Source organism: Butyrivibrio sp. LC3010 (genome assembly GCF_000424385.1).
Classification (GTDB): domain Bacteria; phylum Bacillota; class Clostridia; order Lachnospirales; family Lachnospiraceae; genus Butyrivibrio.
Window position 1 is genome coordinate 1 of the sequence record NZ_AUJU01000038.1, and the last position, 25477, is coordinate 25477.

At 40.2% G+C, this 25477-nt stretch carries 29 protein-coding genes and 1 pseudogene; 3 read left to right on the forward strand and 27 right to left on the reverse strand.

The window, feature by feature from the left end:
• Positions 1-182: pseudogene (locus tag G622_RS26345) on the forward strand (IS110 family transposase); the annotation flags it as partial.
• A gap of 245 nt (positions 183-427) precedes the next feature.
• Here G622_RS26345 and G622_RS0118030 read toward each other — a convergent pair.
• From G622_RS0118030 to G622_RS0118045, 4 genes are all read right to left on the reverse strand, one after another.
• Positions 428-712 (reverse strand): ArdC-like ssDNA-binding domain-containing protein, encoded by a 285-nt coding sequence (locus tag G622_RS0118030; RefSeq protein WP_026511844.1) that lies wholly within the window; start codon positions 710-712, stop codon positions 428-430.
• Position 713: 1 nt separating this feature from the next.
• A complete protein-coding gene (locus G622_RS26240) occupies positions 714-857 on the reverse strand; it encodes a hypothetical protein (protein ID WP_196814240.1) in 144 nt (47 codons plus the stop codon).
• 218 nt (positions 858-1075) lie between these two features.
• Entirely contained in the window at positions 1076-1378 is a 303-nt protein-coding gene (locus G622_RS0118040; RefSeq protein ID WP_026511845.1) for a recombinase family protein, read from the reverse strand.
• Between the two features lie 25 nt (positions 1379-1403).
• Positions 1404-2174 (reverse strand): EFR1 family ferrodoxin, encoded by a 771-nt coding sequence (locus G622_RS0118045; protein ID WP_026511846.1) that lies wholly within the window; start codon positions 2172-2174, stop codon positions 1404-1406.
• Between the two features lie 175 nt (positions 2175-2349).
• Between G622_RS0118045 and G622_RS0118050 the strand changes: the two genes are divergently transcribed.
• Positions 2350-3210, forward strand: coding sequence for a LysR family transcriptional regulator (locus G622_RS0118050; RefSeq protein WP_026511847.1), 861 nt, complete (start codon positions 2350-2352; stop codon positions 3208-3210).
• A 278-nt stretch (positions 3211-3488) separates the two neighbouring features.
• On the opposite strand, the gene G622_RS0118055 is transcribed toward G622_RS0118050, so the two are convergent.
• From G622_RS0118055 to G622_RS0118065, 3 genes are read right to left on the reverse strand one after another with little or no spacing between them, the layout of a single operon-like run.
• Positions 3489-4520 (reverse strand): alpha/beta hydrolase, encoded by a 1032-nt coding sequence (locus G622_RS0118055; RefSeq protein WP_044958025.1) that lies wholly within the window; start codon positions 4518-4520, stop codon positions 3489-3491.
• Positions 4517-5479, reverse strand: a complete 963-nt coding sequence (locus G622_RS0118060; RefSeq protein ID WP_026511849.1) for a poly(ethylene terephthalate) hydrolase family protein — start codon at positions 5477-5479, stop codon at positions 4517-4519. The genes G622_RS0118055 and G622_RS0118060 overlap by 4 nt, the downstream gene beginning before the upstream one ends.
• A 22-nt stretch (positions 5480-5501) precedes the next feature.
• Positions 5502-6617: a pectin acetylesterase-family hydrolase gene (locus tag G622_RS0118065; RefSeq protein WP_026511850.1), complete on the reverse strand. Its 1116-nt coding sequence runs from the start codon at positions 6615-6617 to the stop codon at positions 5502-5504.
• A gap of 104 nt (positions 6618-6721) precedes the next feature.
• Between G622_RS0118065 and G622_RS0118070 the strand changes: the two genes are divergently transcribed.
• The gene (locus tag G622_RS0118070) at positions 6722-7258 is read left to right on the forward strand and encodes a TetR/AcrR family transcriptional regulator (RefSeq protein ID WP_049945945.1); all 537 of its coding nucleotides are present in this window, start codon (positions 6722-6724) and stop codon (positions 7256-7258) included.
• Between the two features lie 665 nt (positions 7259-7923).
• On the opposite strand, the gene G622_RS0118080 is transcribed toward G622_RS0118070, so the two are convergent.
• From G622_RS0118080 to G622_RS0118185, 20 genes are all read right to left on the reverse strand, one after another.
• Complete coding sequence (locus tag G622_RS0118080) at positions 7924-8157, reverse strand: tyrosine-type recombinase/integrase (protein ID WP_330363658.1); 234 nt, start codon at positions 8155-8157, stop codon at positions 7924-7926.
• Between the two features lie 99 nt (positions 8158-8256).
• A complete protein-coding gene (locus G622_RS0118085) occupies positions 8257-10890 on the reverse strand; it encodes an ABC transporter permease (RefSeq protein WP_026511853.1) in 2634 nt (877 codons plus the stop codon).
• A gap of 3 nt (positions 10891-10893) precedes the next feature.
• Complete coding sequence (locus tag G622_RS0118090; protein WP_026511854.1) at positions 10894-11568, reverse strand: ABC transporter ATP-binding protein; 675 nt, start codon at positions 11566-11568, stop codon at positions 10894-10896.
• 245 nt (positions 11569-11813) lie between these two features.
• Positions 11814-12716: a sensor histidine kinase gene (locus G622_RS0118095; protein ID WP_026511855.1), complete on the reverse strand. Its 903-nt coding sequence runs from the start codon at positions 12714-12716 to the stop codon at positions 11814-11816.
• A complete protein-coding gene (locus G622_RS0118100) occupies positions 12709-13386 on the reverse strand; it encodes a response regulator transcription factor (RefSeq protein ID WP_026511856.1) in 678 nt (225 codons plus the stop codon). The genes G622_RS0118095 and G622_RS0118100 overlap by 8 nt, the downstream gene beginning before the upstream one ends.
• A 191-nt stretch (positions 13387-13577) precedes the next feature.
• Complete coding sequence (locus tag G622_RS0118105; RefSeq protein ID WP_026511857.1) at positions 13578-14387, reverse strand: hypothetical protein; 810 nt, start codon at positions 14385-14387, stop codon at positions 13578-13580.
• A gap of 14 nt (positions 14388-14401) precedes the next feature.
• The gene (locus G622_RS0118110) at positions 14402-15223 is read right to left on the reverse strand and encodes an ImmA/IrrE family metallo-endopeptidase (RefSeq protein ID WP_026511858.1); all 822 of its coding nucleotides are present in this window, start codon (positions 15221-15223) and stop codon (positions 14402-14404) included.
• A complete protein-coding gene (locus G622_RS0118115; RefSeq protein WP_026511859.1) occupies positions 15223-15600 on the reverse strand; it encodes a helix-turn-helix domain-containing protein in 378 nt (125 codons plus the stop codon). The genes G622_RS0118110 and G622_RS0118115 overlap by 1 nt, the downstream gene beginning before the upstream one ends.
• Before the next feature lie 327 nt (positions 15601-15927).
• Positions 15928-16230 (reverse strand): LytTR family DNA-binding domain-containing protein, encoded by a 303-nt coding sequence (locus G622_RS26740; protein ID WP_081675398.1) that lies wholly within the window; start codon positions 16228-16230, stop codon positions 15928-15930.
• A 49-nt stretch (positions 16231-16279) separates the two neighbouring features.
• A complete protein-coding gene (locus G622_RS0118130; protein ID WP_026511861.1) occupies positions 16280-17467 on the reverse strand; it encodes a hypothetical protein in 1188 nt (395 codons plus the stop codon).
• 104 nt (positions 17468-17571) lie between these two features.
• Positions 17572-18456, reverse strand: coding sequence for a DUF6033 family protein (locus G622_RS0118135; RefSeq protein ID WP_049945947.1), 885 nt, complete (start codon positions 18454-18456; stop codon positions 17572-17574).
• A 239-nt stretch (positions 18457-18695) separates the two neighbouring features.
• Positions 18696-19346, reverse strand: coding sequence for a hypothetical protein (locus G622_RS0118145; protein ID WP_026511863.1), 651 nt, complete (start codon positions 19344-19346; stop codon positions 18696-18698).
• A gap of 362 nt (positions 19347-19708) precedes the next feature.
• Complete coding sequence (locus G622_RS0118150) at positions 19709-19996, reverse strand: hypothetical protein (protein WP_026511864.1); 288 nt, start codon at positions 19994-19996, stop codon at positions 19709-19711.
• A gap of 122 nt (positions 19997-20118) precedes the next feature.
• Positions 20119-20496, reverse strand: a complete 378-nt coding sequence (locus G622_RS0118155) for an SdpI family protein (RefSeq protein WP_026511865.1) — start codon at positions 20494-20496, stop codon at positions 20119-20121.
• A gap of 94 nt (positions 20497-20590) precedes the next feature.
• Positions 20591-20851, reverse strand: coding sequence for a DUF3795 domain-containing protein (locus G622_RS0118160; RefSeq protein WP_026511866.1), 261 nt, complete (start codon positions 20849-20851; stop codon positions 20591-20593).
• A gap of 46 nt (positions 20852-20897) precedes the next feature.
• Complete coding sequence (locus G622_RS0118165) at positions 20898-21290, reverse strand: FMN-binding protein (RefSeq protein WP_044958026.1); 393 nt, start codon at positions 21288-21290, stop codon at positions 20898-20900.
• On the reverse strand, positions 21274-21825 hold the full coding sequence (locus G622_RS0118170; RefSeq protein WP_026511868.1) for a flavodoxin domain-containing protein: 552 nt from the start codon (positions 21823-21825) through the stop codon (positions 21274-21276). The genes G622_RS0118165 and G622_RS0118170 overlap by 17 nt, the downstream gene beginning before the upstream one ends.
• On the reverse strand, positions 21822-22301 hold the full coding sequence (locus G622_RS0118175; protein ID WP_013280058.1) for a MarR family winged helix-turn-helix transcriptional regulator: 480 nt from the start codon (positions 22299-22301) through the stop codon (positions 21822-21824). The genes G622_RS0118170 and G622_RS0118175 overlap by 4 nt, the downstream gene beginning before the upstream one ends.
• Positions 22302-22597: 296 nt before the next feature.
• Positions 22598-24400 carry an ABC transporter ATP-binding protein gene (locus G622_RS0118180; protein ID WP_026511869.1) on the reverse strand — a complete coding sequence of 601 codons (1803 nt, stop codon included), beginning with the start codon at positions 24398-24400 and terminating at the stop codon, positions 22598-22600.
• The coding region (locus tag G622_RS0118185) for an ABC transporter ATP-binding protein (RefSeq protein WP_026511870.1) at positions 24393-25477 on the reverse strand (1085 nt) is incomplete at its 5' end. The genes G622_RS0118180 and G622_RS0118185, both read right to left, overlap by 8 nt.

Genomic DNA, 25477 nt, shown 5'->3' on the forward strand with positions numbered 1-25477 from the left:
TGCTAAACTGCTGTCTTCCTTTAATTCGCTTCGATATGACTTTTGCAACTTACTATGCCAAAAAGCGTCATGAAGGAAAACCTCATCGGGTAGCTATAACCCATGTTGCAAAGAAACTTATACGAGTTATCTTTGCTTTAGAAAAGCAAAACATAGACTTCAATTCTAAGAAACTTCGCTAACGTCAAAAGACAGGAAAGCCGTCCACCATCTGAAATACGATGTATTCAGATGTTTTATTAAAGTTACCCTCAAATCAATAATTATAAAATATTCTCTAAAACCTATTGACTACTAATAGTTTGTCACAACTATTTTACTAAATTCCGCAAATCCTCATAAGTAAATATCTCTTAAATTATTATTAAAAAACTCTGCGTTGAAATGAATTATTTATTTCACCTTGTATTACCTGTCTTTCCAGCATTTAATTGCATGCAGCATTTTCGCCCTTCTTCACATGACGATTCATATCTTTCCAGCCACCAAAGGACTGACACATGGTTGCTTCCGGTTTCTGAAGCATGATAAGGATCTGATTATTCACAGAATACCTGGGTAGTTTTGCGCAAAAATTCAAATACTCTTTATACCCGTCACTTGAGAAAACATCCTTAACACCGTTCTCCAGCTTGGCAGTCATTGCTTCCATCTCAGCTTTCCTTGCCTCGGCAGCTGCCTTCGGGTCAAAAGTGCTTGTATCATATGCCATATCACGAATCCTCCTTCACCTTTTTATTCACTTCTTTAGACTTTTCTTTCATCTCAGAAAGCTTGTCCTTAATAGAAAGAGCAGGCTTGTCAGCCTGCCCTCCCATGCGTTTCGCATATTCAACTAATCTCGATAGTCTGGCCATTACTCATCCTCCCCTGTGTTTTATTAATGGAAGAAGTGTTTCCATAACTAGAGATAATCCTGACGATGAGTTGCATTTTGGTAAAGAGGTCAGCTTGAAAATCTATGACCGTCAATAAATTGCTTACGGTGAAAGTCGGTATCAGATTGTTCAGCAGCCGCATTTTAATACAAAGTCACCAATCTTGAATAACAGACGTGGAGATCTGATGCTTTTGATTAATGGCATGCCTGCAGAAGATGGTTACCTCTCTTATCACGCTTTCCGATTCGATGTTTTGCTCTTAACTCCTGAGCCCGATCAAAATCTTCTGGCGAAACAAGCTTTTCATGGGTGCCTTCTACATAAACCTTTTCAACATCTCCATAATTATTGATTTTCTTTTGAACCAGATAATCAGGAACATATTGCTTACGATAAACAATTCTACCGCAATAAAAAGGATTGCTAAGCATTCTATTGATGTAACCAGACTGCCATCTGGTAAGCCCTGTTGCAGTCTTTAGACCCTCCTGCTCCATGATGTCCTGAATTTTACGAACACCATTACTGCTGATTAGCCTCTATAAGCTCTTTCAGTGTGATATGAACATTTCTGTATCGGGCTTCCGGGTTGGGCTCATTTATTGTGGCAAACTGCAGGGCTTTTGTAGGGCAGGCCTGGATGCATGCCATACAGTTTATGCAATTCGTGTAATTATAGTCCGGGCGTTTGTTTTCCAACCGGATACATCCTCGTGGACAGATACGGCTGCAGGTACCGCAGCCGACGCAGCGTTCATTTACGCGGTAAAGCGGGAAGGAATACATCGGGCCGGCTTGTTCTTTGAAGTGCATGTAGTTATTATAAAAATCCGTTTCTTCCTTTGACGCAGCCTGAATATAGTGCTTTTCTGTATCGATGTCAGCTTTGATCAGTGCAAGATGCTCGTCAACTTTCTTTTCACCTTCGATTTGTCTCTGCTGATTCATATCAAATACTATAATTGCGTTGTCATGCATGATAATGGTATTGATATAATTCGCTTCTTTCCCGATAGATGAAAGAAATTCCTGGGTACGGCCGGCAACCCCACCGTGATGGCAGCCGTAGGTCACAACCAGATAAAAATATTCTGTTTCAAATTCTGAATCACGGATGAAATCCTTCACCATAGACGGGATCTCAAACTCAAAAAGCGGGCAGACAATCCCGATCTTATCGGCAGTATAATGCCGGTTTGTCTTTTTCATTTCCTGGGGAATGCTGACAAGTTCCTGATCCAGCTGCTTCGCTGCATAGAGACTGTTTCCGGTTGCTGAAAAAAATAAGATCATCTCAGATTTCCTTTTCCTTTTCTTTACTTGATGAATTCATTATAACTCCTCCAATGAACCATGCAAAATAACAATTTCAAATAATCTGTCATACAAAAATCAAATATCAGAATGGTGATAAACCGCCCACTATGCTATACTTGTATCACTATAGAGAAAGCATGGGGACATATGCATGGATATGATAAGTCTTGAGATCTTTATGATGGCAGCAGAAGAAAGAAATATCACAAAGGCAGCGGAACTGCTGCATCTGTCTCAGCCAACAGTCTCCAGAAGGATTCAGGAACTGGAAGATGAGCTTGGCCGGCAGCTGTTCTTGAGGACTAACAGATCTGTAACTCTGACTGATGAAGGCAGACAGTTCATGGAAACAGCATCGGATATACTGAGAATCTACAGAAAAGCAGTTAACCGGGAAAAGGATCAGAAATTTCTAAAAGGTGATATATACATCGGATCAGGAGAGATCCCGGCTTTTTCAAAGCTTTCGGAACAGATCCGGGACTTCCGCCGCCTGCAGCCCGGAATCTGTTTTCATATTCAGTCTGGAAATGCCGAGGAAATCCGTGAGGATGTGGAAAAGGGAGTTCTTGATCTGGGGCTGCTGACCCGATCCGTCAGTACAGAGCTCTTCGAAAGCCTGGAGTACCCGGGTAAAGCATGCTGGGGTGTTCTAGTAAAGAATGACCATCCTCTTGCATTGCGGGAACAGATCAGAGCCGAAGACCTTGAAAAGGAATCCCTGATCATTCCTGAAAACCAGGTATATTACAGGGAATTGACCGGCTGGTTTTCCAAAAGTCCGGACATAGCCGCTGTCTATACCCTGGCACATAATGCCATCCAGCTTGTAAAGCAGGGGCTTGGCCCCATGCTGTGCTTCGAAGATCCTGACCTCCTGAGGGAAGGACTCACGTTCGTTGCGATTGCTCCCTGCAAATGGGCTACGCCTCTGCTGATCTGGAAGAAGCGAGAAGCACAGTCAGATGCAGTCAATGCATTTCTGAAATTTATCGAAGAAACAAGGAACTGACCTGATGCAAGTCATTTATGCATAGTTGTGACTACTAAGCTGCCAACAAATGTCCGCCCCAAAAATGACGCCAGAACGACGTCAACGCCAAAGTAAAATGACGTCAATTTGACGCCACATAATATTCCTTATGCGAAGTTAGGCAAGAACGAGCCTGTGCTTTTGCGCAAGCAGTTCCGTATTCTCCGGAGCAGGTTTTTATGTAAAAGAAAAAGACCGGTTTCCCGATCTTTCTCAACAATTTGTTTGCTATGTCAGTTTTCTGACCTTTTTTTAAATCAATTCTTCTGACTTTTAATGAACGCTATCATCCTATTAAATGCATCCCTCGCAACATCGTTCACTCGTTCCGAAGCAACAAAGCAATGCTGCATCTCCATATTTCTTTCTGCAAGAGGATCGATCAATTCATGTACTACTCCTGCTTCTGTCAGGGCCTTATCCATATCGCGCATATCCACGTAATATTCACTCCCCAAAAGAACAGCAGGTGGATAATTAGAATCAACCCAAAGGATGTTGTTATATCTGTTTACTTCCTCACGATTAAGGAATATTGAACCCTTTACATAGTTTCCGACAAGGATCTTTGTTCCTAAAGAAAACTTGTTATATGCAAGAGGGGCATCATCAAGAACAACCGCTTTGATCTGCTCCGGCTTTAATGCAGGAGTAATTCCCAAAGTATCAGCGTATTCTGGATTAGTAACAACACTTCCCAGCTGGCTTGTCATGATTGCGCCGGCAGATGATTCCATAATCACCACCCTGTTCATATCCAAATGATATTCTTCCGAATGATCCATCAAAAATCGAAATGCTTCATTTGCCTGAACCAAGGGATTCGGGAAATGATATTCCGGCACCAACACGTAGTCAATATTTACAAGATTAAACCCTTCTGCGCAAATATCATCCAACAGTGCCGTAGCATCACTCTCAGCAAGCGGATCTCCTACGCTTTTGCTTCCTCCGAAAAAACCTCCGCCATGAAAGTATATAAGCGTCGGATTTGATGCATCCCTATCCTTGCTTGGATAGGTGATATCAAGGTAGCTGTTCGGATAGTTTTCAGAATACTTGACCTCTGTAATGACATACTGTCCATTGTCCTTTAAGCCTTCCATAGGTTCTTCAAGCGGCTCATAGAGATTGGCCGTATTCACTGTACTTGCCGATAGCTTTTGAATCATACCAACAATGATCTGCGTATGTGTCAGGACAAACAATATCCCTCCTGCCAGAACCGCAAGTATTACTATAAATATGATCAATATTTTCCGAATCGGTTTCTTCTTTTTCTCGTTCATTGATTCTTCTCCACATCCTGCCAGTTATTATTATGCAGGATTTCTGCATTTTCCCCATCAAAGACTGCAGCCGCCTCTTCATCTCCTGCAAGCTGATACAACATCCATGCTGTCATATATCCATCCGAACGCATCAGCATCTGCTCATGCTCAGCGCCAACAGCTCTTGCACGCACCTTTTGCACATCATCAGAAATACTGTTGTAGTTCGATGTAAGTGCTGAAAGCGGGGAAACACCTCCATAGCTTGTTTCAGGATCAGACCCGGAATCGTCCGACTTTCCCGTTCCAGCTACCATAAAATAAGGGATCGTCACTTTAGAGGCGTCATATTCCCAGCCCATGTTTCTGGCAAGTGTTGGATACGCAGCACTTCCGGTAAACATAGCTTTGTAATACGCACCATTTTCATATTTCGTCACTGCGCAGATTGCACCGGCTCCTCCCTGGGAGTATCCGATGATTCCCATGTTATGGTAATCTATTTTTCTTGCAAGAACGCTGTCAGACGGAACATTCAGCATGAAATCTAATGTAATGGATGCTGTCTGACCGTTTCCGGTCTGCCCGTCTTCATTACCAACCACTACAAAGCCCCATGAAGCAAGACGCGGAAAGAATGGCTCATAGGATGAAGCAGGCGTTCCGCTGGCATTAACAACCATAATCATCGGCCAAATTTTATCACTGCCTTCCAATTCTGTCGGATACCAGACTCTTACCTTTCCGATGGATTCATTATCAGAGGTAAACTCGGTGTAGCTTGTCTCAAATGAACCCGGATTTGCGTACCGCATCTCCAGTGGTTCATCGGACTGAAAGCGCTCATAATACCCTTCCGTGATGTCATTATTTCCGCCCCCATTTGGAAGCTTCGATTTAATGTAAAAAAATACAGCTATTAGCAGGATGAGTACGACACCCAGCAAAATCAATACAATCTTCATGACCTTTCGCATTCCAACCTCTTACTGTTTCCTATCATTTGAGCAGCTCTAATCCATGAATTTGAACATTCCCGTTCACAGCTGCATAAATCCAATCTGCCACACTGACTTCGTCCTCGAGTTTGTCAAATACATCACTGGATATGATAGTATGCTGCGTATTATGCGTTTCCGGATCCTCACCATATTTCCAAATAAATATGCCAACGCTGGGGATGTTCTCCTGTAATCCATCAACCATCTCCGCAAGATCCTTCTGGAACAGGTCTCCATTTTCCTTGCTTCTTGTCATCATCCCGGTCCTGATATACGCCTGATACTCCTGCAATGTATCATCACGATAGGAACAGTCAAACAGGATTTTAACGGTATCACCCCGTTTGTTGTATAAAGCGGTAAGACTATCAAGTACCAGATTATCACTAACCAGTCGATCTGCAATTACTGTTGGTGTTTTCCATAATCCGTCAGCCGTCTCATGCCATCCGTCATAGAGAAGCAGTGAACTGTCCACACATACCGTGATATTTTCCGCAGAAGGAAACCTGTCAATCACATCGTCCGCCAAAAGAGATGTCGCAAATCCGCCCGCAGAAAAACCGGTTACCAGTAAAGTGTCCGGATTGCCAACATAAGGCATAGCCGCATCCATGAAAGCCGAATAATTGTTATATCCGTTATGATATACCACCCTCTCTTTGCTACCGTCCATGTAATGATACTCGCCTGTTCCGCTGTGAAAATCTCCAGAGGCATATGGCAGAACAAGATAAGTCCAATCACGGAAAGGATTCTCTTCCGAAGTGCTTCCTATTCCTCCGGAAGCAACGAAATCCTGGACTTTTGCTGTCGTAGCAAAAAATTCTTTACCGTGCTCGGAAGTATATCCGTTGATGCTTGCACCACCGCCGAAAAAGTATACCACGACCTTATTCTCAGATCCGAGTCTGATGAGTCCATGCCATTCGCTTCCATCAGAAGATATTGTCCCCTCCGGGGTGATACGATACCACTTGCCAATCTCCGGTTCGCCTTTGAGCTCCGGATGTTTGACAAAAACAGTTTTGCTAAGTATCACTCCTACAATAATCGCTACAATCGCCGCAACCGCAATTATAGTAATGCCGACAATTTTCATGACCTTTTTCATGGTATCCTCCTTGACAAGTTGTTGAAACAAATGTATCATAAATTCACCGACGATACAAATGTTTCAGCAAAAATGATACATATTTGGGAGGTTTGTTTCATCGCATGAACATGAACAATGAACAAAAAAATACATACGTCAAAAAGCAGATTTTAGCCGCTCTTCTTGATCTCCTAAAGGAAAAGCCGCTCTCCGATATTTCTGTCAGCGAACTAACAAGCAGAGCCGAAATCGGGCGCGTCTCTTTTTACCGCAACTACCAGAATAAAGAGGATATTCTGAAAGAAGAGTCAGACCGTCTTATTAAGGAATGGGGAAGGCTATATGAATCCAACCCCGATTCAACACCGGAGAGTCTATTCCCATCACTATTCGATTTTTACCGTGATCATAGAGAATTTTATACCATTCTCTACAACGCAGGCATGTCCTCCATCATGATGGAAACCATCATCGGCACCATTCAGATACTGCCTGAAATGCCCAATTTTGAAGCATACATGAAATCATTTTGGGCATATGGCATTTACGGCTGGATGCTTGAATGGATCAAACGCGGTATGCATGAAAGCGGCGATGAATTAAAGGCTCTCTTTGCACTTGCTCACCAAGGGAACGAAAACAAAGGTGATGCTTCTTAACATAGCCGTTTTCTATTTTTCAATGATAGTTCGTATCAGAATCGATCCATATTATCCTGAGGTGCCAGAGTGCTGTATGCGCCTTGGTTCTCATCGTTTTGCATTTCCGTGTACATATCATTGATCTCTCCGATATTTTTCACCCACCATCAAACCTGAAGAGCCGTAAATAAACTAGTAAAGTATTTCATAAATAACAAACCCTCCCTGGTCTGTCAAAGAGCAGAATGATTTTCTCATCTTTTGACATTCCCCGGAAGGTTTGTTTAATGGTAATCAAGTCGCTTAAGGATAAACGCGTTTGCACTAAGGCTCATTTTGGGAAGTAACTATTATTATCACTTACTTATCATCATGGCCAAGTCTACCGAACTACGCCAGTACTTTCGCCATCGCTACGCCAATATTTTATATTTTTTTGTGAAGATATGGGAATTTATGTGAAATTTTTGATATGTGGGAATTCCGAAATAACAAGGTTTGAGAACTTTTGAAAAGAAACGTGAACTGCAGCACTGACGGCGATTCCTAGTTTCATCTTTTATCTCCTTTTTCCCTTATTTAAGGGATTTCTTTTCATTATTACTATAAAATCTACACCATTTTACACCAGAAATGATAAGTTTTGATTATTTTTTTACTTCCCAATTTTTTGCAAAAAATAATTAAGGCTTATCAGCAGCCTCAAACTGTTTAATTGCAAGAAGTAAAGAATCATCAGTCACATGTACATAAGTATCCATCGTTGTGGATAGCTGAGCATGTCCCAAAATCTTTTGAAGAGATTTCGGATTGACTCCTCTCTCAATACATCTGGTTGCAAATGTGTGTCTTAATGCGTGCATACAAAAAGGTTTTATTCCTGCCTTTAACCAAAAAGAGCACCGGTATAAACCGATGCCCTACTCATTTAAGCCTTTACTGTAATGACTATATTTTTCATACGATAGCCACTATAATTTCAACTCTGACACCTTAGAAAATATGTTAACACATTTTCAGGCATCCGCTAACCTCAATCGCTCAACTACAGTCTCCTTCATAGTTCTGCTATAGATCACCACCGGAATGATCACCGTTACAATTAGCATAACAGGTGTCACAATCATGATCGGCATCAGGGTAAATCTATATGTATAAAACCACATCTCCGTTCCTATACTCTTTACTAAAAGAACCGAAAATACGCTGCTAAGAATCATTCCAAAAATCAATGCCAGTCCACCATATACGATGCCCTCAAAACAGATACTTGTCCTCTGGATGCGTTTTGTCATACCAACAGCCTCAAGCATGGCAAGTTCAAGTCTTCTTGAAAGCACTGATGTCACAAGGGTATTTATCAGGTTCAGAATACCTATAAGTGCAAGCACTGATGTCAAAAGTCCGCCTACAACCTTGAACATACCTATCAGTCCATCAAATTCTTTTCTGTATACAGCTCTTGATGAATATTTTAGTGATGGCTCGGCATTACTTGTATAATCCGCCATCCATTTTTCTATAACAGGTTCCGCTTCATCAGTAGTATCCACGAGAGTTCTCATAGGTGTTCTGTCTCCAAAGAAATCCAGAAATTCTTCTGACGGTAGAACATAATTAACGTCCATATCCGTATAGTACTGTATTCTCATAGAAAAAGGGATGCTTACTGTTGCCAAAACTTCATATTCTCTTGTCTCTCCTGCATTGTTATTTACAGCAATGGTCTCACCCGGCAGAAAATATGGAACAAGGCTACTCTCTTTATCGCCTCCGTTATTATACTCGTTTACGATGATATATTTACCGGTCTTAAATTTATCTGCATCATATTTTCCCTGAACAAAATCCAGATTACGGACAGCATAATCATCCATACCATAAACTTTGGCAACCGTTCCAGTGCTCTCACTCAGATATTCGATTTCTCCATCCCCCGCAGCATATGAAGCTCCATCCCTCATCCATGTATCTACATTTTCATTATCAAGAAGCCTTTCCTTGAAACGAGCAAAATCCCTGTCACCCAGTTCCTGATAGCAATACTGTTCAGCATATATATTTCCTATGTCCAGAATCCCATCCTGCTTCTTAAGTTCACTGATAAAGGAATCGGTAACCCCGTCATAAGTCTGCCCGGTTGCTCCAAGATTATCTGTTATTGCATCTGCAACTGAAAAGTCTGTTTTGACATAATTAGATATATATTTACTCTCGTCAAATCCGATGATCATCGTATATACGCTGTTTAACACAACCAGCGACAGTGCAAGGGAAAGCACAACATAAAAGCAGCGTTTCTTTTCCCTAAAAACATTCCTTAAAGCAAAACTCACAGGAGTAAACTTCCCATTATGCTTCTTTGTTTTGCAGGCGCTGACATTCTCAGTATATCTGAGGGCTTCTATAGGTGTTACCTTTGATGCAAGCCTAACTGCTTTCCTTACCGATAACCTTACTGTGATATAGGAAAAGAGAATTGAAAAAGCCAATACCCAGACATTGATCACAGCCTTATTGTCAGTTGTTTCCGAGAATACAAGCTGTCTCATGACAAGAGGAAGAAGCAGGCTGCCAACAATCAATCCTCCTATCATGCCCATGATAATCCCGGGCACAGCATGATAAACAGACTGCCATTTCACTATATTTTTAAGTTGTCTGCTACTGGTTCCAACTGTTTTAAGAAGCCCATATGAGCGTATGTCAGTATAGATATTTATCCTGTATACGTTGCTGATGATGAGATATCCCGAAACAAAAAATGTTGCAAGCATTGTTATCATCAGTAAAACAGTAGTAAGGTCCATTGTTCCCACTGATGATGCCCAGTTAACACCAATCTCTGTATTATCCGGAAGCCCATTCCTTACAACCGTTTTATATGTCTGGCCACTGATATCAAACGGAAAATAAAAGTCTATATCTGCGCAAATTCTTCCATAAAGATCATCCACAGTTCCCATGAAACCATCTTCATAAAACGAAACCGTCGGTGTCGGAGAATATTTGTCCTGAAAAGTCTTAGATACCAATACCATTTGAGCCATGGATATCCTGTCGCCGGTGTAGATTCCTGAAATTCTGAATTCTTTTTCTATAATACCTTTTCCGGTTTCAATCTGCAGAGGAAGCATACTCCCAATCAATGATTCATATTCAGAAGTATTTCTCGCATCCATCCCAAAAGCCTGCAAGATCAGGCTGCTGACTGCAATTTCGTCCTCCTTTACCGGAAGATGGCCTACTTCTGGATAACAGAACCCCTTTTTTGCACTTGTTTCATCGCAATAGTTTGCCTCAGTATACAGTTTTAAAAGTTCCTGATTCACAACATTTCCGACATATATTCTCTCTGATACTTCTTTCAGCTTTGAATCAGCTGCAATCCTGTTATATTCATCCTCAGTGAGGTTCTTAATACTTGCATCAGATGTACCTCCCGATTGTCTTGCAGTTGATTCCTGAAATTTTGATACTATGCTTCCTCCAATTGTGAAAAGAGCTGTAAACATAAATGTACAAAGCGCAATCGCAGCTATGACCACCATACTTTTTCTATGATTCGCTTTTACTGTTTTTAATGCTATTTTTCTTATAACTTTCCTATTATTGACCCTTGGTCCCTTCATTCTTCTGTCGTCCCTCATACCTCACACCTCTTTTGAAACTATAAGGCCGTCTTCTATCCTTATGATCCGGTCAGCCATCTGGGCAATCTCATCATTATGCGTGATCATGATAATGGTCTGTGAATACTTCTCCCCAATGACCTTAAGAAGCCCCAATACATCCTGGCTTGTCTTTGAATCAAGGTTTCCTGTGGGCTCGTCTGCCAGAATGACCTGCGGTGCTGAAGATAACGCTCTTGCAATTGCAACACGCTGTTGCTGTCCTCCGGAAAGCTGATTAGGATAAGCATTCCTCTTTTCTGTGAGCCCCAAGGTATCAATAATCTGATCCACGAACTCCTTGTCAGGGACATTACCATCAAGTTCTATCGGCAGCACAATGTTCTCATATACAGAAAGAACCGGGACAAGGTTAAAAGACTGGAATACAAAGCCAATCTTCCTTCTGCGGAATATGGTCAGTTCTTCATCTTTTAAAGTAAAAATATCTTTTCCATCGATTGAAACAGATCCTGAAGTCGGGCGGTCAAGCCCTCCAAGCATATGCAGCAAAGTTGACTTACCACTTCCGGATGTACCAACTATTGCAATAAACTCTCCCTTTTGTACCGAAAGATTAATCCCCTTCAGCGCCTCTACTGCTGTATCACCTTTTCCATATGTTTTTTTCAGATCTGATACTCGCAATATTTCCATTCTGAGCCTCCACTATAATGAATTTTGCTTGCAAAATACTTGCGCGTGAGCGGATTGCTTAAGCAATATACTCCTCTCCGCGAGCTGCGCATATAAAAATCACCTGTAAAGGAGAATGACTTCTTGAATGCAAAAAGGAAAATGCATTCAGGAATCTACCGATCTCCTCTACAGATGATTATCACATACAAATCTTTCCAGAATCTTTCAAGACATTACTTTAAATCTTACAGTTTTGTCATATTTCACTTTTTCGGGAGGAAAACAGAGAACGTAGTTCCTTCTCCCAGCTTAGAGCTTAACTTAATGTAGCCTCCTTCACCTGATATTATCTCTCGGGCAAGATGTAGGCCAATCCCAACACCTTCCTTCGATTTCACATTGCTTCCGCGATAAAAACGCTGGAATACTTTTGCTGATTCTTCCTCAGGAATACCTATGCCGGTGTCACTGATATCTACGCAGGCAAACATTTCGTAATCCTTTGTACTGATCGTAATACTTCCCTGATCAGTATACTTGATAGCATTATCTACGATATTTACGATTGCTTCCTGCGTCCATTTCTTATCAATAAGTGCCATTGCATCAGTATCTTTAATCTCCAGTTTTATGTCCTTAGCCTCAGCCTTTTCCCGAAGCTGTATGGCAACATCCTTTAATAATGGATTAAGCTCTTCATTATCAGTCTCAAGTGACAGAATCCCGTTTTCCAGCCTTGAAAGTTTTACAAGACTGTCTATCAGGAACCTTAGTTTTTCTGCCTGTGCATGTATTGCTTCGACATTTGATTTTTCATCGCCGGTAAGATCAGCACTTTCAAGCAGTTCACTATATAGAATAAGATTTGAGATTGGTGTTTTGGTCTGATGGGAAATATCTGAAATAAGGGATTTTATCTTATCACGTTCATCCTTAACGTTCTGTGCAGAGATGGAAGATGCGCTTAAAAAATCCGACAGTTCTGACTCCAGTTTAGATAACCGCCCCTCATCAAAATGCTCTGGTGCAAACTCCCCATTCATTGCCATATGAATCATGCTTTCCAGGGAGTCAAATAATTTCCTGGTTTTTACTCTGTTAATTACGATTGCTATGCAGGCGACAATCATAAGGCAAATGCCGATAACAATAATAAGTTTATCCATTCTCTTTCACCCAGCTATAGCCTATCCCATATACTGTTTTAATCTTTTCCTGCGCAGAAAGCTTATCCCTAAGCCTTTTTACAGTAACAGATAATGCATTCTCATCAACATATTCAGCCCCATCAGTCCAGAGTCTGTCTATCAGCGTTTCTCTTTTTACGGTCAGCCCTGCATTGTCTGTCAGTACTCTTAACAGACGCTGCTCTGTTTTTGATAATTCCAAAGTTTTACCATTTAAAGAAAAAGCCATGTTATTATAGTCAAACACATAAATACCATCAGCAAATACACCTGATTCATTTCCATGATTAGTCTTTCGCAACTGGGTATTTACTCTTGCACGCAGAACAGCAAGGGAGAACGGCTTTGTAATATAATCATCCGCTCCCTGCTCAAGACCTGTGACTATATCCTTATCAGTATCATTAGCAGTTAAAAGAATTACCGGTACATTGGGTGTTTTTCCTTTTATTTCCTTTAACAGGTCCAATCCACTTCCATCCGGAAGATTGATATCCAAAAGTACAAAAGAAACTGTACCAAGAGACAACTGTTCTTTTGCTTCATTTATACTTTCACAAGACACAATCTGCCTGTAATTTTCTTTTAAAGCCTTGCATAGCCCCTGATTTAAAGTTGTATCGTCCTCAACAATAAGAATCTGTTCCATAGCTCCTCACCTAATAACATCTTTTGTGTCATATTCCAAAGGCATGTTTTAACATCATGTTCACCCGATTATCTTTTAATGCACATAAAAAGAAGCATGTATTTTCATTACCAAAACACATGCTTCTATGATATCACAACATCAAATACTTGTTATCGTGCAGAACACTGCCCTTCATTTTTTATATAATCCTATTCCTTATATCTTAGATTACCATTCAGCAACACATCAAATTTACCGGCATACATTTCATCTATGACCTGTTCGCAAGGCACTCTGCAATATCGCATTTCTTTTGATGCGTCATGAACTCTAAAAGTGGTCTGTTTATTCTTCCGGCTTTCTTCAAGATACGAGTCCAAATACGGCTGCGCCTCTTCTCTTGTCATGTTAGCATCCACATTAAGCCGCATAAACGATGATAACACACTGATGCACCTTGCACCTCCAAGACTTACTATTCCATTTCGAGCATTTCTATCATCCGAACAAAAGACATATATCTGCTCGCCAAATTTTATACTAAGCGTCTGAAGAAGGACATAACTTTTAAGCTCTCCGAGATTATTACCAGGTCCTATATCGTCACAGTCTTCCGAAAGCTCCTTCAAAAACTGTTCTTTTGTAGTCTTCATATAATCAACACCCTGGAGTCTCTTAAACTGTTCTTCAAAATATCCGCTTCTATATGCCTCACACCCATTTTTCAACATATTGGAATACATGGCCACTGCTGAATCTGAGTATATAACCTTTAGTTCATCAACAATCTCTTCGTCTGTAATACAATGAACCACTCCAGATGATATCTTTTTCTCAAGCCACTCAGGAGAGCCTGCAATATTATGCCTTTGGAGTTCTGTTTTTATCTGTTCATGACAATAGAAGCGATACCCCGGCATCTTCGTTATACGATCAATCAGCTTATTCTCTTCATCCTTACGGATCAAATGCGTCTTGGAAATAAAATCAGTATCAAGAAGAGCATATTTCTCTTTCATCAAATGCCCACCTCTTAGCCTTCCGCGAGAAAGCCCTTTCTGATTTTTTCCAAATACTCCATATCCGATTTCTCACGGCTTTCTGTCAGAAGTTCCTGTTCTTTGTTGTACTCCATATCATCAAGGAGACTTCCAAGATATGAAAGATCCTTACTATTTTGTTGCCATTTTAAAGCTTTACCCGTAAGTTTAATTCTTTCTAAAACATAATCAGAGTCACATTCCAGTAGTTCTTTGGCTTTACTATTTGAAATATCATGGTTCTCAACAAGCCTCAGTACCACCGCCTTGTACGGAAGTGCAAACAATTCCATCAAGATAAGGACATCATCAACAGATATCTTATCCGCAGCAATACCATATAGTTTGATCTGCTCAACCAATATTCCGTCAGGCATTAGAAGTAATCCAGCAAAAGCGTTTGCCTCAAGATCCTCCTGAGATTTCGCAGTATCATCCGCAGTTTTTGAATCCAATAATGAGCCGCTTGCTATGGTACTAGGGTCTATATCTTCAGCATAGCAGTGAATGTGGTACAGCTCATGAGCAACAGCAAATATCTGTTTACAAAGAGCCAAGCCGGAATTGATGCAAAGAAATATTGTTCCCTTTTTTACAAAGGTAAATGCCCATAATTCATCATCCTTAAAAGGATATCTGAGCACTTCCAGCGTTAATTCCCTTTTTCTGGCATAGTTTTCAGCAATGCTAAATATGGAATCACGGATAATCGTGCTTCCACAATAATTTACAGAAAAAGCCTTTGCCAAAGCATTTATGCTCTCAAACTGTTTAGGCTGCTTGCCAAACAGGCTTTCTTCTAATATATTCCCCATTAGTCATTCCCCCAAGGCTGCATCATGGCATTTCCATTTTCACGTACTCTCTTGTGGAAAAGAATCATATCTGAAAGTTCATCAGCTATTTTCAGTGCCTGTCTTGCCTCTTCAGACTGAACTTTGCCCATAAAAGCATGGACAATATCAGTATCCCCATATTCAGGAGAAATCCTTGTGAGTTCCTCCATCCTTACACCAAGGTATTCAGCTATAGACTTAAGTTCAATGGCATTAATCATGCGTGCACCATTAAGCATCTTATTCACCGTCTGCTTATTTGTCCCAAGTGCTTCTGCAAGATCTGTCTGTTTTTTATTCTGTTTCTTAAGCAGTGCAAGTATATTGCCTGCGATCATCATATTCATATCAATCATGAAAAGTGTTCCTCCTATCGTTTGCATGTAATAGGTTTTTTACACTTATATCGTACATCCGCCCCTTATAATAGTCAATATTACATATACTTTTGATTATATCTGCTTGCAGTAGTCACCAATAGAGTTACTAAAATTTCAGTATAGTTCCCTTTAATAACAAGTATAACTGTGCGCACTCTTCTTCTCAAAAAAGGTATGTAAAAAACCGAAACAAGCACTGCATTTAACAGCACATTTGCAATCATCGATATATTATTTACCTGGTCCCACATGGCTTCAGTAATCATTAATTCTCTTCACCTCTATAATTTTTGAAGTAATACCTTACTCCGCTCTCTTTTTGTTGTAATCCATCAGGGCTTTTACAAAAACCGGATAGTTTTGTTTTGAGATAAGTGCTTCACCCCTTGCCATATAGCACGTTCCCGAATCATACCTCTTTACAAATCGTAGATTTACAAGATATCCTCTATGAGTCCTTAAAAAATCATCACCTACAAGCTTTTCTAGTTCTGATAGATGTCCATAATATTCAATTTCATCAGTTCTTGTATGTACGATTATCTTGGCACCATACACTTCTGCAAAAACAATGTCTGAAAGGGCAAAAAAGAGCCGGATAGAAATATTTTTCCATCCGACTTTACATTAACAATATAACTTTTAACCATACTGTTTAAATCTGAACATCAATCGAACCCCCATCAGAAACCGGAGCTGCCATTGTCGGCATTGATACGGTTACCCCCTGCACTGCAGGGCTTCCAACCACTGCAGAAGCTGACTGTCCACCTCCCATACCGGGAATACTCCCTGCTTTTCCAAGCTCATGCTTGATCATATCTTTAAGATATTCCATATTTGCTTTTACAATAGCCTTGTTTTCTGAAGCCCTGTGCTTTCTCTTTAGATCCTCGAAATCCTCTTTGCTCATATGCGGATCTACGACTTCCATATCTTCAAGCATCTCCATGGTCTCTTCCAACTCTTCCAGTTCTTCCTCGCCAAATTCAGAGATCATCTTGTTCAGGTCTGCCATCATTTCATCCGAAACATCAGCCCCGCTTTCTTCTATCTGCGAGAGAGCTTCCTGCAACTGAACCGCCCCCTCACTTTGTTCGGCGGCATTTCGGTCGTCACATCTTAAATCCGCTTCGCGGATGGTGACTTCCTCCAGCATCTCCTCGCGCTCATCGAAGATTTGGTCTTCTTTCTCAGTTATCTTTTCTTCCTCTGCCTGTGTTATGGCACTCTGAATACCCCGAACAGCATCTTCCTGTTCGTCAAGGCGCTCATCCTGCTTCTGAGCACGAGCCACCATTTCTTCCAGCTCCAGATGATGTTTCTTTTTCCTTGCCACCATTTCCATGCGCTTTGCATGGGTTAAAGCAAACTGTAGTTCCTCAGGATCACCATCCCCCGCAGAAATCTTTCTCTTTATCTGCGTCACAACTCTTTTTGCTGCCAGTACTGCCTGCCCGGCACTGTTTGATGTCTTGGCACTCTGTATTTTGGATGCAACCTCTTTATAATTATAGGTCGGCTTAGGCGCTGTCTCTTCCTCTGCTGCATCCGGGGAACCGGATGATGTCAGAAAATCATTTATTTTTTTACTATTCTGATCTTGCTGAGAATCCTGCTTCAGTGAGCGTATCATCTGCCGCATCTGCTGTGATAATCCTTTTCGATCCTTAACCTCATTGTCTGTTCTTCTGTCAAAGCTTGATACAAAAGGATTTACCGGCATCTTTCCCATAATTGTATTCTTCATGGCTCCGTCAGTCTTCTGAGCATAGAGATTCCCCTGGGCATTCTTCATGTACTGTGAACTATATAGATTATTCGCAATAAATGATATATTCATGCCGTACCTCATAACATGTAGGAATCGTATTTATACGATTCCTCTCGCGCCAGCCGCACGCTGCATAGCAGCAATTTCCACTGTGCGGCTGTGTGCATAAAACATCAGCCTCTGAAATCTATCTTTGTTCCTACCATCTGCTCGGTCTGAGTCATAACTTTTCCGGATGCATTATTGTATGAGTATGTCTGCACCTTGGAGAGAAGTTCATCCATGGAATCTGCTTCGAATGTTACATATTCCTCGTCATCTTTAATCTTGGAATCCTCTTTATCAGTATCTTCCTTTTCAGCTTTTTTATCCTTGGCTTTTTGGATACGTTCCTCCTGCGCCTTCTTTTCTGCTTTCTTCTTCTCCTGCAGTTTCTGAGCCTTCTTCTCTGCTGCTTTCTTTTCAGTACGCTTTTTCTGAAGATCTGAAGATTTATTTACAGTGGCAAAGAAACTCTCCTTACCATTAGAATCAACACTCATCCCAAAATTCTTAACACTTGCGCCGCTGCTGGCAAGTCCCATCTTAGCCTCTGACATCTTTGTCTGTGCCATGGCAATGATTCCTTCATACTTCTTACGATATGATTCATCCGTCGCCATCCGCTCAAGCTTCTCTTCATCTATAAGGACTACCATTTTGTTGGCATTGCCATAGGAGGCAGCATTCTGCTGAACCTGTGCTTTCATATCCTTGCTGACAGCAATGAACTCCATATTATGATATTTTGATTTCAGCGAATTATAGTAGTCCTTTGCCTTATCGGAAAGCTGCACATCTCCAATAGTCATCCCATATTCAGTTTTTCTGGGCACAAGTGAACTCGTGGTATCTATCGGACTCCACACTTTTGTTTCTACTTTAGCCTGCTGAGATTTTTTTGCTGAACCAGCCTGATCTGCCCTACCTGTATCAGGAGTCTTAGACACTCCCGATTTCTCGTTATAGACACTCTGATTTATCTGCTGATATGCAGAAATGCCATTAATTCCTGTCATACTGATCTACCTCCTTGTAAAAAAGACGACATCCATTTCATTCATATATATCTAAAAGCGCATAGTAAGACACTTATCCATTTCTTATATATTTTTTATCGTCTTAACTACTGCCTTAATGTACCCTTAAAATATAAAAAAAGTATAAAGTTCTTTGTACCCTTATTGTTGTACGAAAAAAGGCCTTCAGAAAACAAATCCTGAAGGTCTTCCATATTACTGTAATACCAGCCCATAAATCACAGATCATCCAATTTTCCACCTGGCATCCAATCCATAGAACATAAGTATTCATAAAAAGTCATGTATTCCGGAACAGGCCATTTTCCCTCAACATACTCAATCAGATCCGAATCAGCGCTAAACTCTTTATCAACGCATTTCCCATAAACTGATAATTCATCGCTACTAGCACCAGCCCAGTAATCTCCTGTTTCCGCATCAAAAACTAATGTCTGATACTTCTCTTCGCTGTTAGGCAGCAAATCGTCACCCGCAAGATCAAGTACAATGAAGTGATAGTGTTCTAATGCGGCAGCTTGCTCTTTAAGCCCATCCAGACTCTGGCTTACCCTGCTAGTTGTATAATTTGCGCTGTTACCCTGAACATTCTTATATGTTCGATATATTGCTTCATAGTTGTCATTATGACGATAAAAATCATTTAAATCATATTTCATGGTGTGCCTGAATGTATTGGAATCTAAATACCACTCTTGCTCTTCCTCATCATAATCTTCTGTCAATGATACAAATGAACATTTATGCACTTCCGGAAACTGAATCTGCTCATCCTCAAATGTATTTGCTGATAGAGAGAAATTCTTTCCACAACCAAGTAATCCTATGCTAAGACCCAATATTGTTATTGCAGACAATACCTTTTTCATTAAATAATTCCCCATCTTTATTCTTTATGACTTTTGTCTTTTAAAGTCTCCCAATAAATATTACCACTCATATATCCAAAAGTCTCTTCATCACAGAATCTTTTGACTAGATCTGAACGTAATTCGTTACTGTTCACACCTTACGGTGCTCACAGCAACTGGATTTGCCCATTCCAGTTGCCTTCGGCAAAGGGGCAAATCCTATATTCAAGACGTAGAACATTCTCACGCTCAGCGCAGCAAGTGCGCAGAGCTGTCTGAACAGTAACCGTAATTCCTCGTAAAAATCTTTACTGTATTGCTTGAAAGAAAGGTGTGAAAACAGTTTTGACTTGGTAAAATCTGATATAGAATCACAATTACTAATCAGGGTCTTCAGAATCCTCTTTTCTGTAATAAAAATGAAAAAGAGCCTCCGCTGCGGATTTTCTTATTGATAAATCCTCTGATTCCAATAACCCGGAAAACCAGGAACATATCACATCGTCATATCGGTCGCTATCCGCTACTTCATTAAAAAGCCTCGCCGCATTAAGTACGGTCGCTACTTGCCACTTCAGTCTTTCGTTACCGGGATACTCTTCAATTCTCTTTTTAGCATCAGTAAAGACATCCTGCTCCAAGTCCTGTTTGAATTTCTCGTAGTCCATTGTCTACCTCCTTTGAATAGTGAATAGTTACTGCTCAAAATGAGCGCAAAAAAAAGCAGCTACCTCGATTGAGATAACTGCTATGTAACGTTCAATATTCAATTAGGGCGACAAACTTGTATTTATCTCCTGATACCATTTTCATCAAAAGTTTTCTTAAGAGCTCTTTCCACAAACACAATTGAACCCAATATAGCCACAAGCTGTATTCCTTCAACAATAAGTGTCATATATCCAATTGCATTTTCACTCGAATGTGAAAAAGGTATCTGAATAATAATTGTCGGAATTAATAACAGCAATCCGAGTTTAAGCCACAACTTGCCGCAGTAATCATGTGCAAACTTCCATGTATCCATATTTTTTCTGGACATAGTTGTTCTATATCCAATAATTCCATTAATCTCTTTTGGCGGATATTTGGACATAAAGAATCCACATATCAGCATGACAATCGGAATTAATAAGTTACAGATAAATATCATAATATAAAACCACATATTTATTCTCCTTTGCCCAACAAATTTGAATTGTGCGTTTAACTTCCAATATAACGCGCTAACACATTATCTCTACAAGCTTGAAGTTGTCGGGTTAGCGGTCCGCATTCATCGATACCATTCTGTGATATGCTTCTTTGTGACTTTTTGACTCCTCATAAAAATCTGCCATATCATCACACGGAAAGTTATTGCAAAATGCGCAGAAATCGATCTCTTTTTCTTTGCAACACTTAACAGGCATACATATATCTTCTTCCGTCCACTGTGTATGCTTGCAGGAAGGACAGATTTTGTTAATGTAATCAGAACATGCAAAGCAGTTAACTCCGCAGTAGGCTATTTGGGTATTCATCACGCGCTCCTAAAATCTCGATTTGCTTAACCGTTTATACTGGAAGTTAAATGCCTGACCTTAACGCATCCCTGACTGCGTCTTTTATTACTTCACTGGACATCGTTGCACCCGAAACCGCATCAACCTCTACTGTATTATCTTTGATCATATCACAAATAATCACATCAGCAGGATACCCCTTGCCACACTCGTGCTTTAGGATTTCAATATCTTCTATTCTCCCATCAGCTACTGTTACTCGAACATCAACCTTGACCAGATCCGTCTCACTATGACCATTATATACACCATCAGCAACATGTGACAGATCAATTCCTGATTTGTCGAAAGCCTTGACCTGTCCACTCATCCTGACACTAACAATTGCGACTGCAGATATGATGATCACCGCAATTACGATTACTATTGCAAGCAGGGTTTTAAACAGCCTTTTCATTATCTTTCTCCAACAGATAAGCCACTATAGGTTCTATATATTTGACATCAGAAATATCATAGGATGAAGCCATCTTCTCGGCCATGACCTTTTCTTTCTCAGTAGCATCTTTTTTATTCCTGAGAGTTGATACAAACATCTTCATTGCAAGTCTGGATGGTGCCTTCATCTTTTCATAGTTAAAACCGCCCTGACAGTAGAATACTTTAATATACTTCTTCTGCTCCTCCGTAAGGACATTCTGAAGAAAAGTATCTATATCAGGATTGTCATTAGGGCTGCCTCCTACACAGAACAAAGCAAGACGTTTATTCTTCCAGTTATTGGCCTTTTCAAAGAACCATTTAACCTTAACAACATTCGCTGCCATAAGCCAACCGCCGTAGCAGATTGCATCAAAATCCTTGAAGTAATCATCACTCTTCTTCTGAGCATCCTTAAGTTCAAGTAAATCTCCGCCCGTTTTCTCTGCAACCCACTCTGCATATCTTTTAGTAAATCCTGTCTGTGATGTGTAAATGATCAGTGTTTTCATAACTCGCTCAAATTCCTTTCCATTTTCATGATAGTTTGTATGGTAGTTTGAAGGCTCTTTTCATCGATTCCATCAAATATTCTTCCGATGACATATTGGCTCTGTTGGCCGTTATTATCATTCTGTTCCAAAAAAGTCCTGCATTTATCTGTGACAAAGATCCGTTGCTTTCGCTTGTCTTTATCATCAGGAACTGCAGAGACAAACCCCTTTTTCTCAAGCTTAAGTAAAATCTGCTTCACATTCTGATGAGAACTTCCCATTACATCAGAAAGCTCATTTAACGTCGGAGGTTCCTTGCATAGGTTGATACAGATTATTGCAAAGAACTGTTTCCAGGTAATCTCCTTGAAATATGCATCTGCTGCAGCCTGATATCTGTTATCAAATGCACTGAGTAATCCGAGTAAAAACGGCTGTGGAGGCATATCTCCAAACGTTACTTTTTCGATATTCATTGCTTCATCGTAATTCATGTGAGCTCCTTTTATAATATGTAACATATTACCTATATGAAACAATGTAATATATTACATATTATTTGTCAACACAATTCCAAAGAAAAAGCTTCGGGATTTAACCGAAGCTTAAATGTACATTATATTCCAATATAATTGACGATACACTTTTTCCTTTATCGTATAAAAAGAGCCCATTTTACTTCAAAAATCGAATAAATATTCAGCTCTTCATAGCCATATATTTCTCGCCTTTGACAGCGCTAACTGAATCGCACTCTTTCCTGCATCAATCTCTTTCGAAAACATTTACTTTATGCGCTTTCCTTTATGTAGTATTTTGCTTGAGCTTCAAACATTTCTGCGTAAATTCCAGAAGGAATGCTTATAAGCTCATCATGTGTTCCATATTCTGCTATGTGACCTTCGAAGAATACTGCAATCTTGTCACAGAATTTGCAACTTGATAGCCTATGAGAAATATAAACAGCAGTCTTTCCACCAACAAGAGTATGGAACTGCTTATATACTTCATACTCAGCCAAAGGATCTAGCGCAGCAGTTGGCTCATCAAGAACAACGATAGGTGATTCCTTGAAAAGAGCTCTTGAAATAGCAATTTTCTGCTGTTCTCCCCCGGAGGGCTCTATGCCCTTTTCATCGAAGTATTTGAAAATGTTGGTTTTTAAGCCGTTATCAAGTTTTCCTAACAGGTCTTCCAGTCCTACAAGGTCTGTATATTTAGTTATTTTTGTATTATCTTCCTTGTCAAATGCAATATTCTCTCCCATGCTAAAAGCAAAGAGCTTGAAATCCTGAAAAACAGGCGCTATCTGCTGCATATATTCTTTGTAATCGTATTCCTTGATGTTTACCCCATCCACAAGAATTTCTCCCTCAGTCGGGTCATAGAGTCTGCACAAAAGCTTTATGAATGTTGTCTTGCCGGCACCATTAAGACCAACTATTGAAAGGTGTTCGCCTGGTCTTATCTTTATGCTGAGATCATCAAGTATTTTCCTGTCTGTTTTTGGATATGCAAAAGAGACATGTCTAAATTCAATCTCATGATCTTTTTTCTCAATATGCTTATCACCCTTAGGCAGCGCAGCAGGATAATCCATGAAAACAACGTATTCATAAGCATAATTGCATCTCTTAACAAGCTCTGTAATATTCCATACAAGATTAAACAGTGTATTTTCAAGAGAACCCTCTGCTGCAATAAGCTGAGTGAATATACCTATTCCGAAAGCTCCACTTATCGCAAGAAGTGCAATATAAAAGTATGTAAACATTGACTCTGCAAATACTGCAATTTCAAGTAAAAAGCTGTATGGAAGCTCCTTATCAGCTTGCCATTTCCACATTCCTATTGTCTTCTTCGTATTTCCTTCCCAGGCTCTCAGCATTAGATTTTTGGCATCATACAGTCTTATATCTTTTCCATATCGGGAATCTACCACTTCCCAGGCAAAGTATCCAAACATGTTATTAAACTTGGAAAGTTTATTAAATGTAGTTACCGCAAATTTGTTGATCTTGGTTGTAAGTGCAAAATGAAAAACAGTATATATAGCCAGCATCAACAGAAGGATAGGAGCATGTAGGATTATAACCGTGACAAGACCTGCCATTTTGATGAGGTTCCCGACAAACATAAATACCTGCTCCGCTACACCATAGACTCCCTCTGAGTACCAGCTCATACCGGTCTTGGCTTTCTGCAGCTGATCAAGTGCTTCCTTATCTTCAGTAAGCTGGAAATCAAGTTCCATAGTTTGTTTGCCCAAAAGAACGTCGAAATAGCATGAAAGTCTTTCCTGATATTTGCCAAGAACCGCATTACTTTTTTCAATCAGCATTGCTGCGATAAATTCGCCAATTATAAGAGCTGCTGCGTAGAATATCAGTTTCTTAAGATCTCGCTCTCCTACAATCTCATCTACTATCATGGGCGAGATCATTATGGCAATAAACGGCTGAGCAATGGAAATAATAGTCTTAAGGCTCTCCCATACAAAGAAAAGCGGATATTTTCTGGCGGCAGTACCAAACAAGACACGGATAACAGAAATTATTTTCTTTAAAGTGGTTTCTTTTTTCTTATCAGCCAACTTTTTTCACCTCGCTTTCTGCAGTCTCGTCTTCACGATAATACTGAGCCTGAACATTAAACATTTCTGCATATTTCCCATTTTGCTCCATGAGCTGCTCATGAGTTCCAAGCTCTACCAGAGAGCCATTTTCAAACATGGCAATCCTATCACAGAACCTGGTTGATGCCAGTCTATGTGAGATATATACCGCTGATTTTTTTCCTATCATTTCATCAAAACGTTCATAAAGCTTCTGCTCTGCTATAGCATCAAGTGCTGAGGTTGGCTCATCAAGAACTACAAATTTGCCGCCCTTATAAAGAGCTCTTGCCAAAGCAAGCTTTTGCCTTTCACCGCCAGACATATCAATGCCATCATCTTCCATGATATTTGTAAGAGGCGTATCGATGCCCTTTACCAGGGATGCAATCTTTTCTTCCAGCCCTGCTTCTATTGCGCAATTTAAAGCCTTTTCCTTATCAAGGTCATCGCCACTTAGCATAGCGATATTTTCCGCTATATTAAAAGCAAATATTTCAATATTCTGGAAAACAGGTGCAAACAGTTTGTAATAATCTTCTCTTTTGAATTTTCTGATGTCTATGCCATTAAGAGTAATGCTGCCTTCTGTCGGTTCATACAATCTTAAAAGGAGCTTTATCATAGTGGTCTTGCCTGCCCCGTTAAGACCGACAACTGCAAGCTTTTCTCCGGCACTTATCTTCAAATTCAGGTTCTTTAAGGAGTAATTGTCTGCTTTATAATACTTGTAGGAGACATTTTTAAATTCAATCTCGTAGTTATCTGCCTCAGGAATAAGAATACACATGCTTTCATCCATATCAAGATCAAGAGATAAAAATGACCTGAAGTCATCAACCTCGAGAGAAGCTTTTTTATAATCGCCAAATCTCTGCAAGAAATTTAATAGCGCAGAGGAAAAAGCCATTGCCAGCGATAAGAACATAGTAAAATCAGAAATTGAGAGGTTCTTTTTAAACACAGCCACAAAAAGAGTTGCATAAATAAGCCCCTTTATAATGACATAAGCTATCTGAACAACAAAGGCATGCTTATACCACAGATCGCGGTGAA

Coding starts and splice junctions, on each gene's coding strand:
- G622_RS0118045 (WP_026511846.1), bottom strand. CDS start 2,174: ATGATCTTATTTTTTTCAGCAACCGGAAACAGTCTCTATGCAGCGAAG.
- G622_RS0118145 (WP_026511863.1), bottom strand. CDS start 19,346: ATGAAAAAGGTATTGTCTGCAATAACAATATTGGGTCTTAGCATAGGA.
- G622_RS0118070 (WP_049945945.1), top strand. CDS start 6,722: ATGAACATGAACAATGAACAAAAAAATACATACGTCAAAAAGCAGATT.
- G622_RS0118060 (WP_026511849.1), bottom strand. CDS start 5,479: ATGCGAAAGGTCATGAAGATTGTATTGATTTTGCTGGGTGTCGTACTC.
- G622_RS0118030 (WP_026511844.1), bottom strand. CDS start 712: ATGGCATATGATACAAGCACTTTTGACCCGAAGGCAGCTGCCGAGGCA.
- G622_RS0118095 (WP_026511855.1), bottom strand. CDS start 12,716: ATGGATAAACTTATTATTGTTATCGGCATTTGCCTTATGATTGTCGCC.
- G622_RS0118135 (WP_049945947.1), bottom strand. CDS start 18,456: ATGACAGGAATTAATGGCATTTCTGCATATCAGCAGATAAATCAGAGT.
- G622_RS0118100 (WP_026511856.1), bottom strand. CDS start 13,386: ATGGAACAGATTCTTATTGTTGAGGACGATACAACTTTAAATCAGGGG.
- G622_RS0118115 (WP_026511859.1), bottom strand. CDS start 15,600: ATGATTGATATGAATATGATGATCGCAGGCAATATACTTGCACTGCTT.
- G622_RS0118085 (WP_026511853.1), bottom strand. CDS start 10,890: ATGAGGGACGACAGAAGAATGAAGGGACCAAGGGTCAATAATAGGAAA.
- G622_RS0118110 (WP_026511858.1), bottom strand. CDS start 15,223: ATGGGGAATATATTAGAAGAAAGCCTGTTTGGCAAGCAGCCTAAACAG.
- G622_RS0118155 (WP_026511865.1), bottom strand. CDS start 20,496: ATGTGGTTTTATATTATGATATTTATCTGTAACTTATTAATTCCGATT.
- G622_RS0118090 (WP_026511854.1), bottom strand. CDS start 11,568: ATGGAAATATTGCGAGTATCAGATCTGAAAAAAACATATGGAAAAGGT.
- G622_RS0118175 (WP_013280058.1), bottom strand. CDS start 22,301: ATGAATTACGATGAAGCAATGAATATCGAAAAAGTAACGTTTGGAGAT.
- G622_RS0118165 (WP_044958026.1), bottom strand. CDS start 21,290: ATGAAAAGGCTGTTTAAAACCCTGCTTGCAATAGTAATCGTAATTGCG.
- G622_RS0118065 (WP_026511850.1), bottom strand. CDS start 6,617: ATGAAAAAGGTCATGAAAATTGTCGGCATTACTATAATTGCGGTTGCG.
- G622_RS0118105 (WP_026511857.1), bottom strand. CDS start 14,387: ATGAAAGAGAAATATGCTCTTCTTGATACTGATTTTATTTCCAAGACG.
- G622_RS0118050 (WP_026511847.1), top strand. CDS start 2,350: ATGGATATGATAAGTCTTGAGATCTTTATGATGGCAGCAGAAGAAAGA.
- G622_RS0118055 (WP_044958025.1), bottom strand. CDS start 4,520: ATGAACGAGAAAAAGAAGAAACCGATTCGGAAAATATTGATCATATTT.
- G622_RS0118040 (WP_026511845.1), bottom strand. CDS start 1,378: ATGGAGCAGGAGGGTCTAAAGACTGCAACAGGGCTTACCAGATGGCAG.
- G622_RS0118160 (WP_026511866.1), bottom strand. CDS start 20,851: ATGAATACCCAAATAGCCTACTGCGGAGTTAACTGCTTTGCATGTTCT.
- G622_RS0118130 (WP_026511861.1), bottom strand. CDS start 17,467: ATGAATATATCATTTATTGCGAATAATCTATATAGTTCACAGTACATG.
- G622_RS0118170 (WP_026511868.1), bottom strand. CDS start 21,825: ATGAAAACACTGATCATTTACACATCACAGACAGGATTTACTAAAAGA.
- G622_RS0118150 (WP_026511864.1), bottom strand. CDS start 19,996: ATGGACTACGAGAAATTCAAACAGGACTTGGAGCAGGATGTCTTTACT.
- G622_RS26240 (WP_196814240.1), bottom strand. CDS start 857: ATGGCCAGACTATCGAGATTAGTTGAATATGCGAAACGCATGGGAGGG.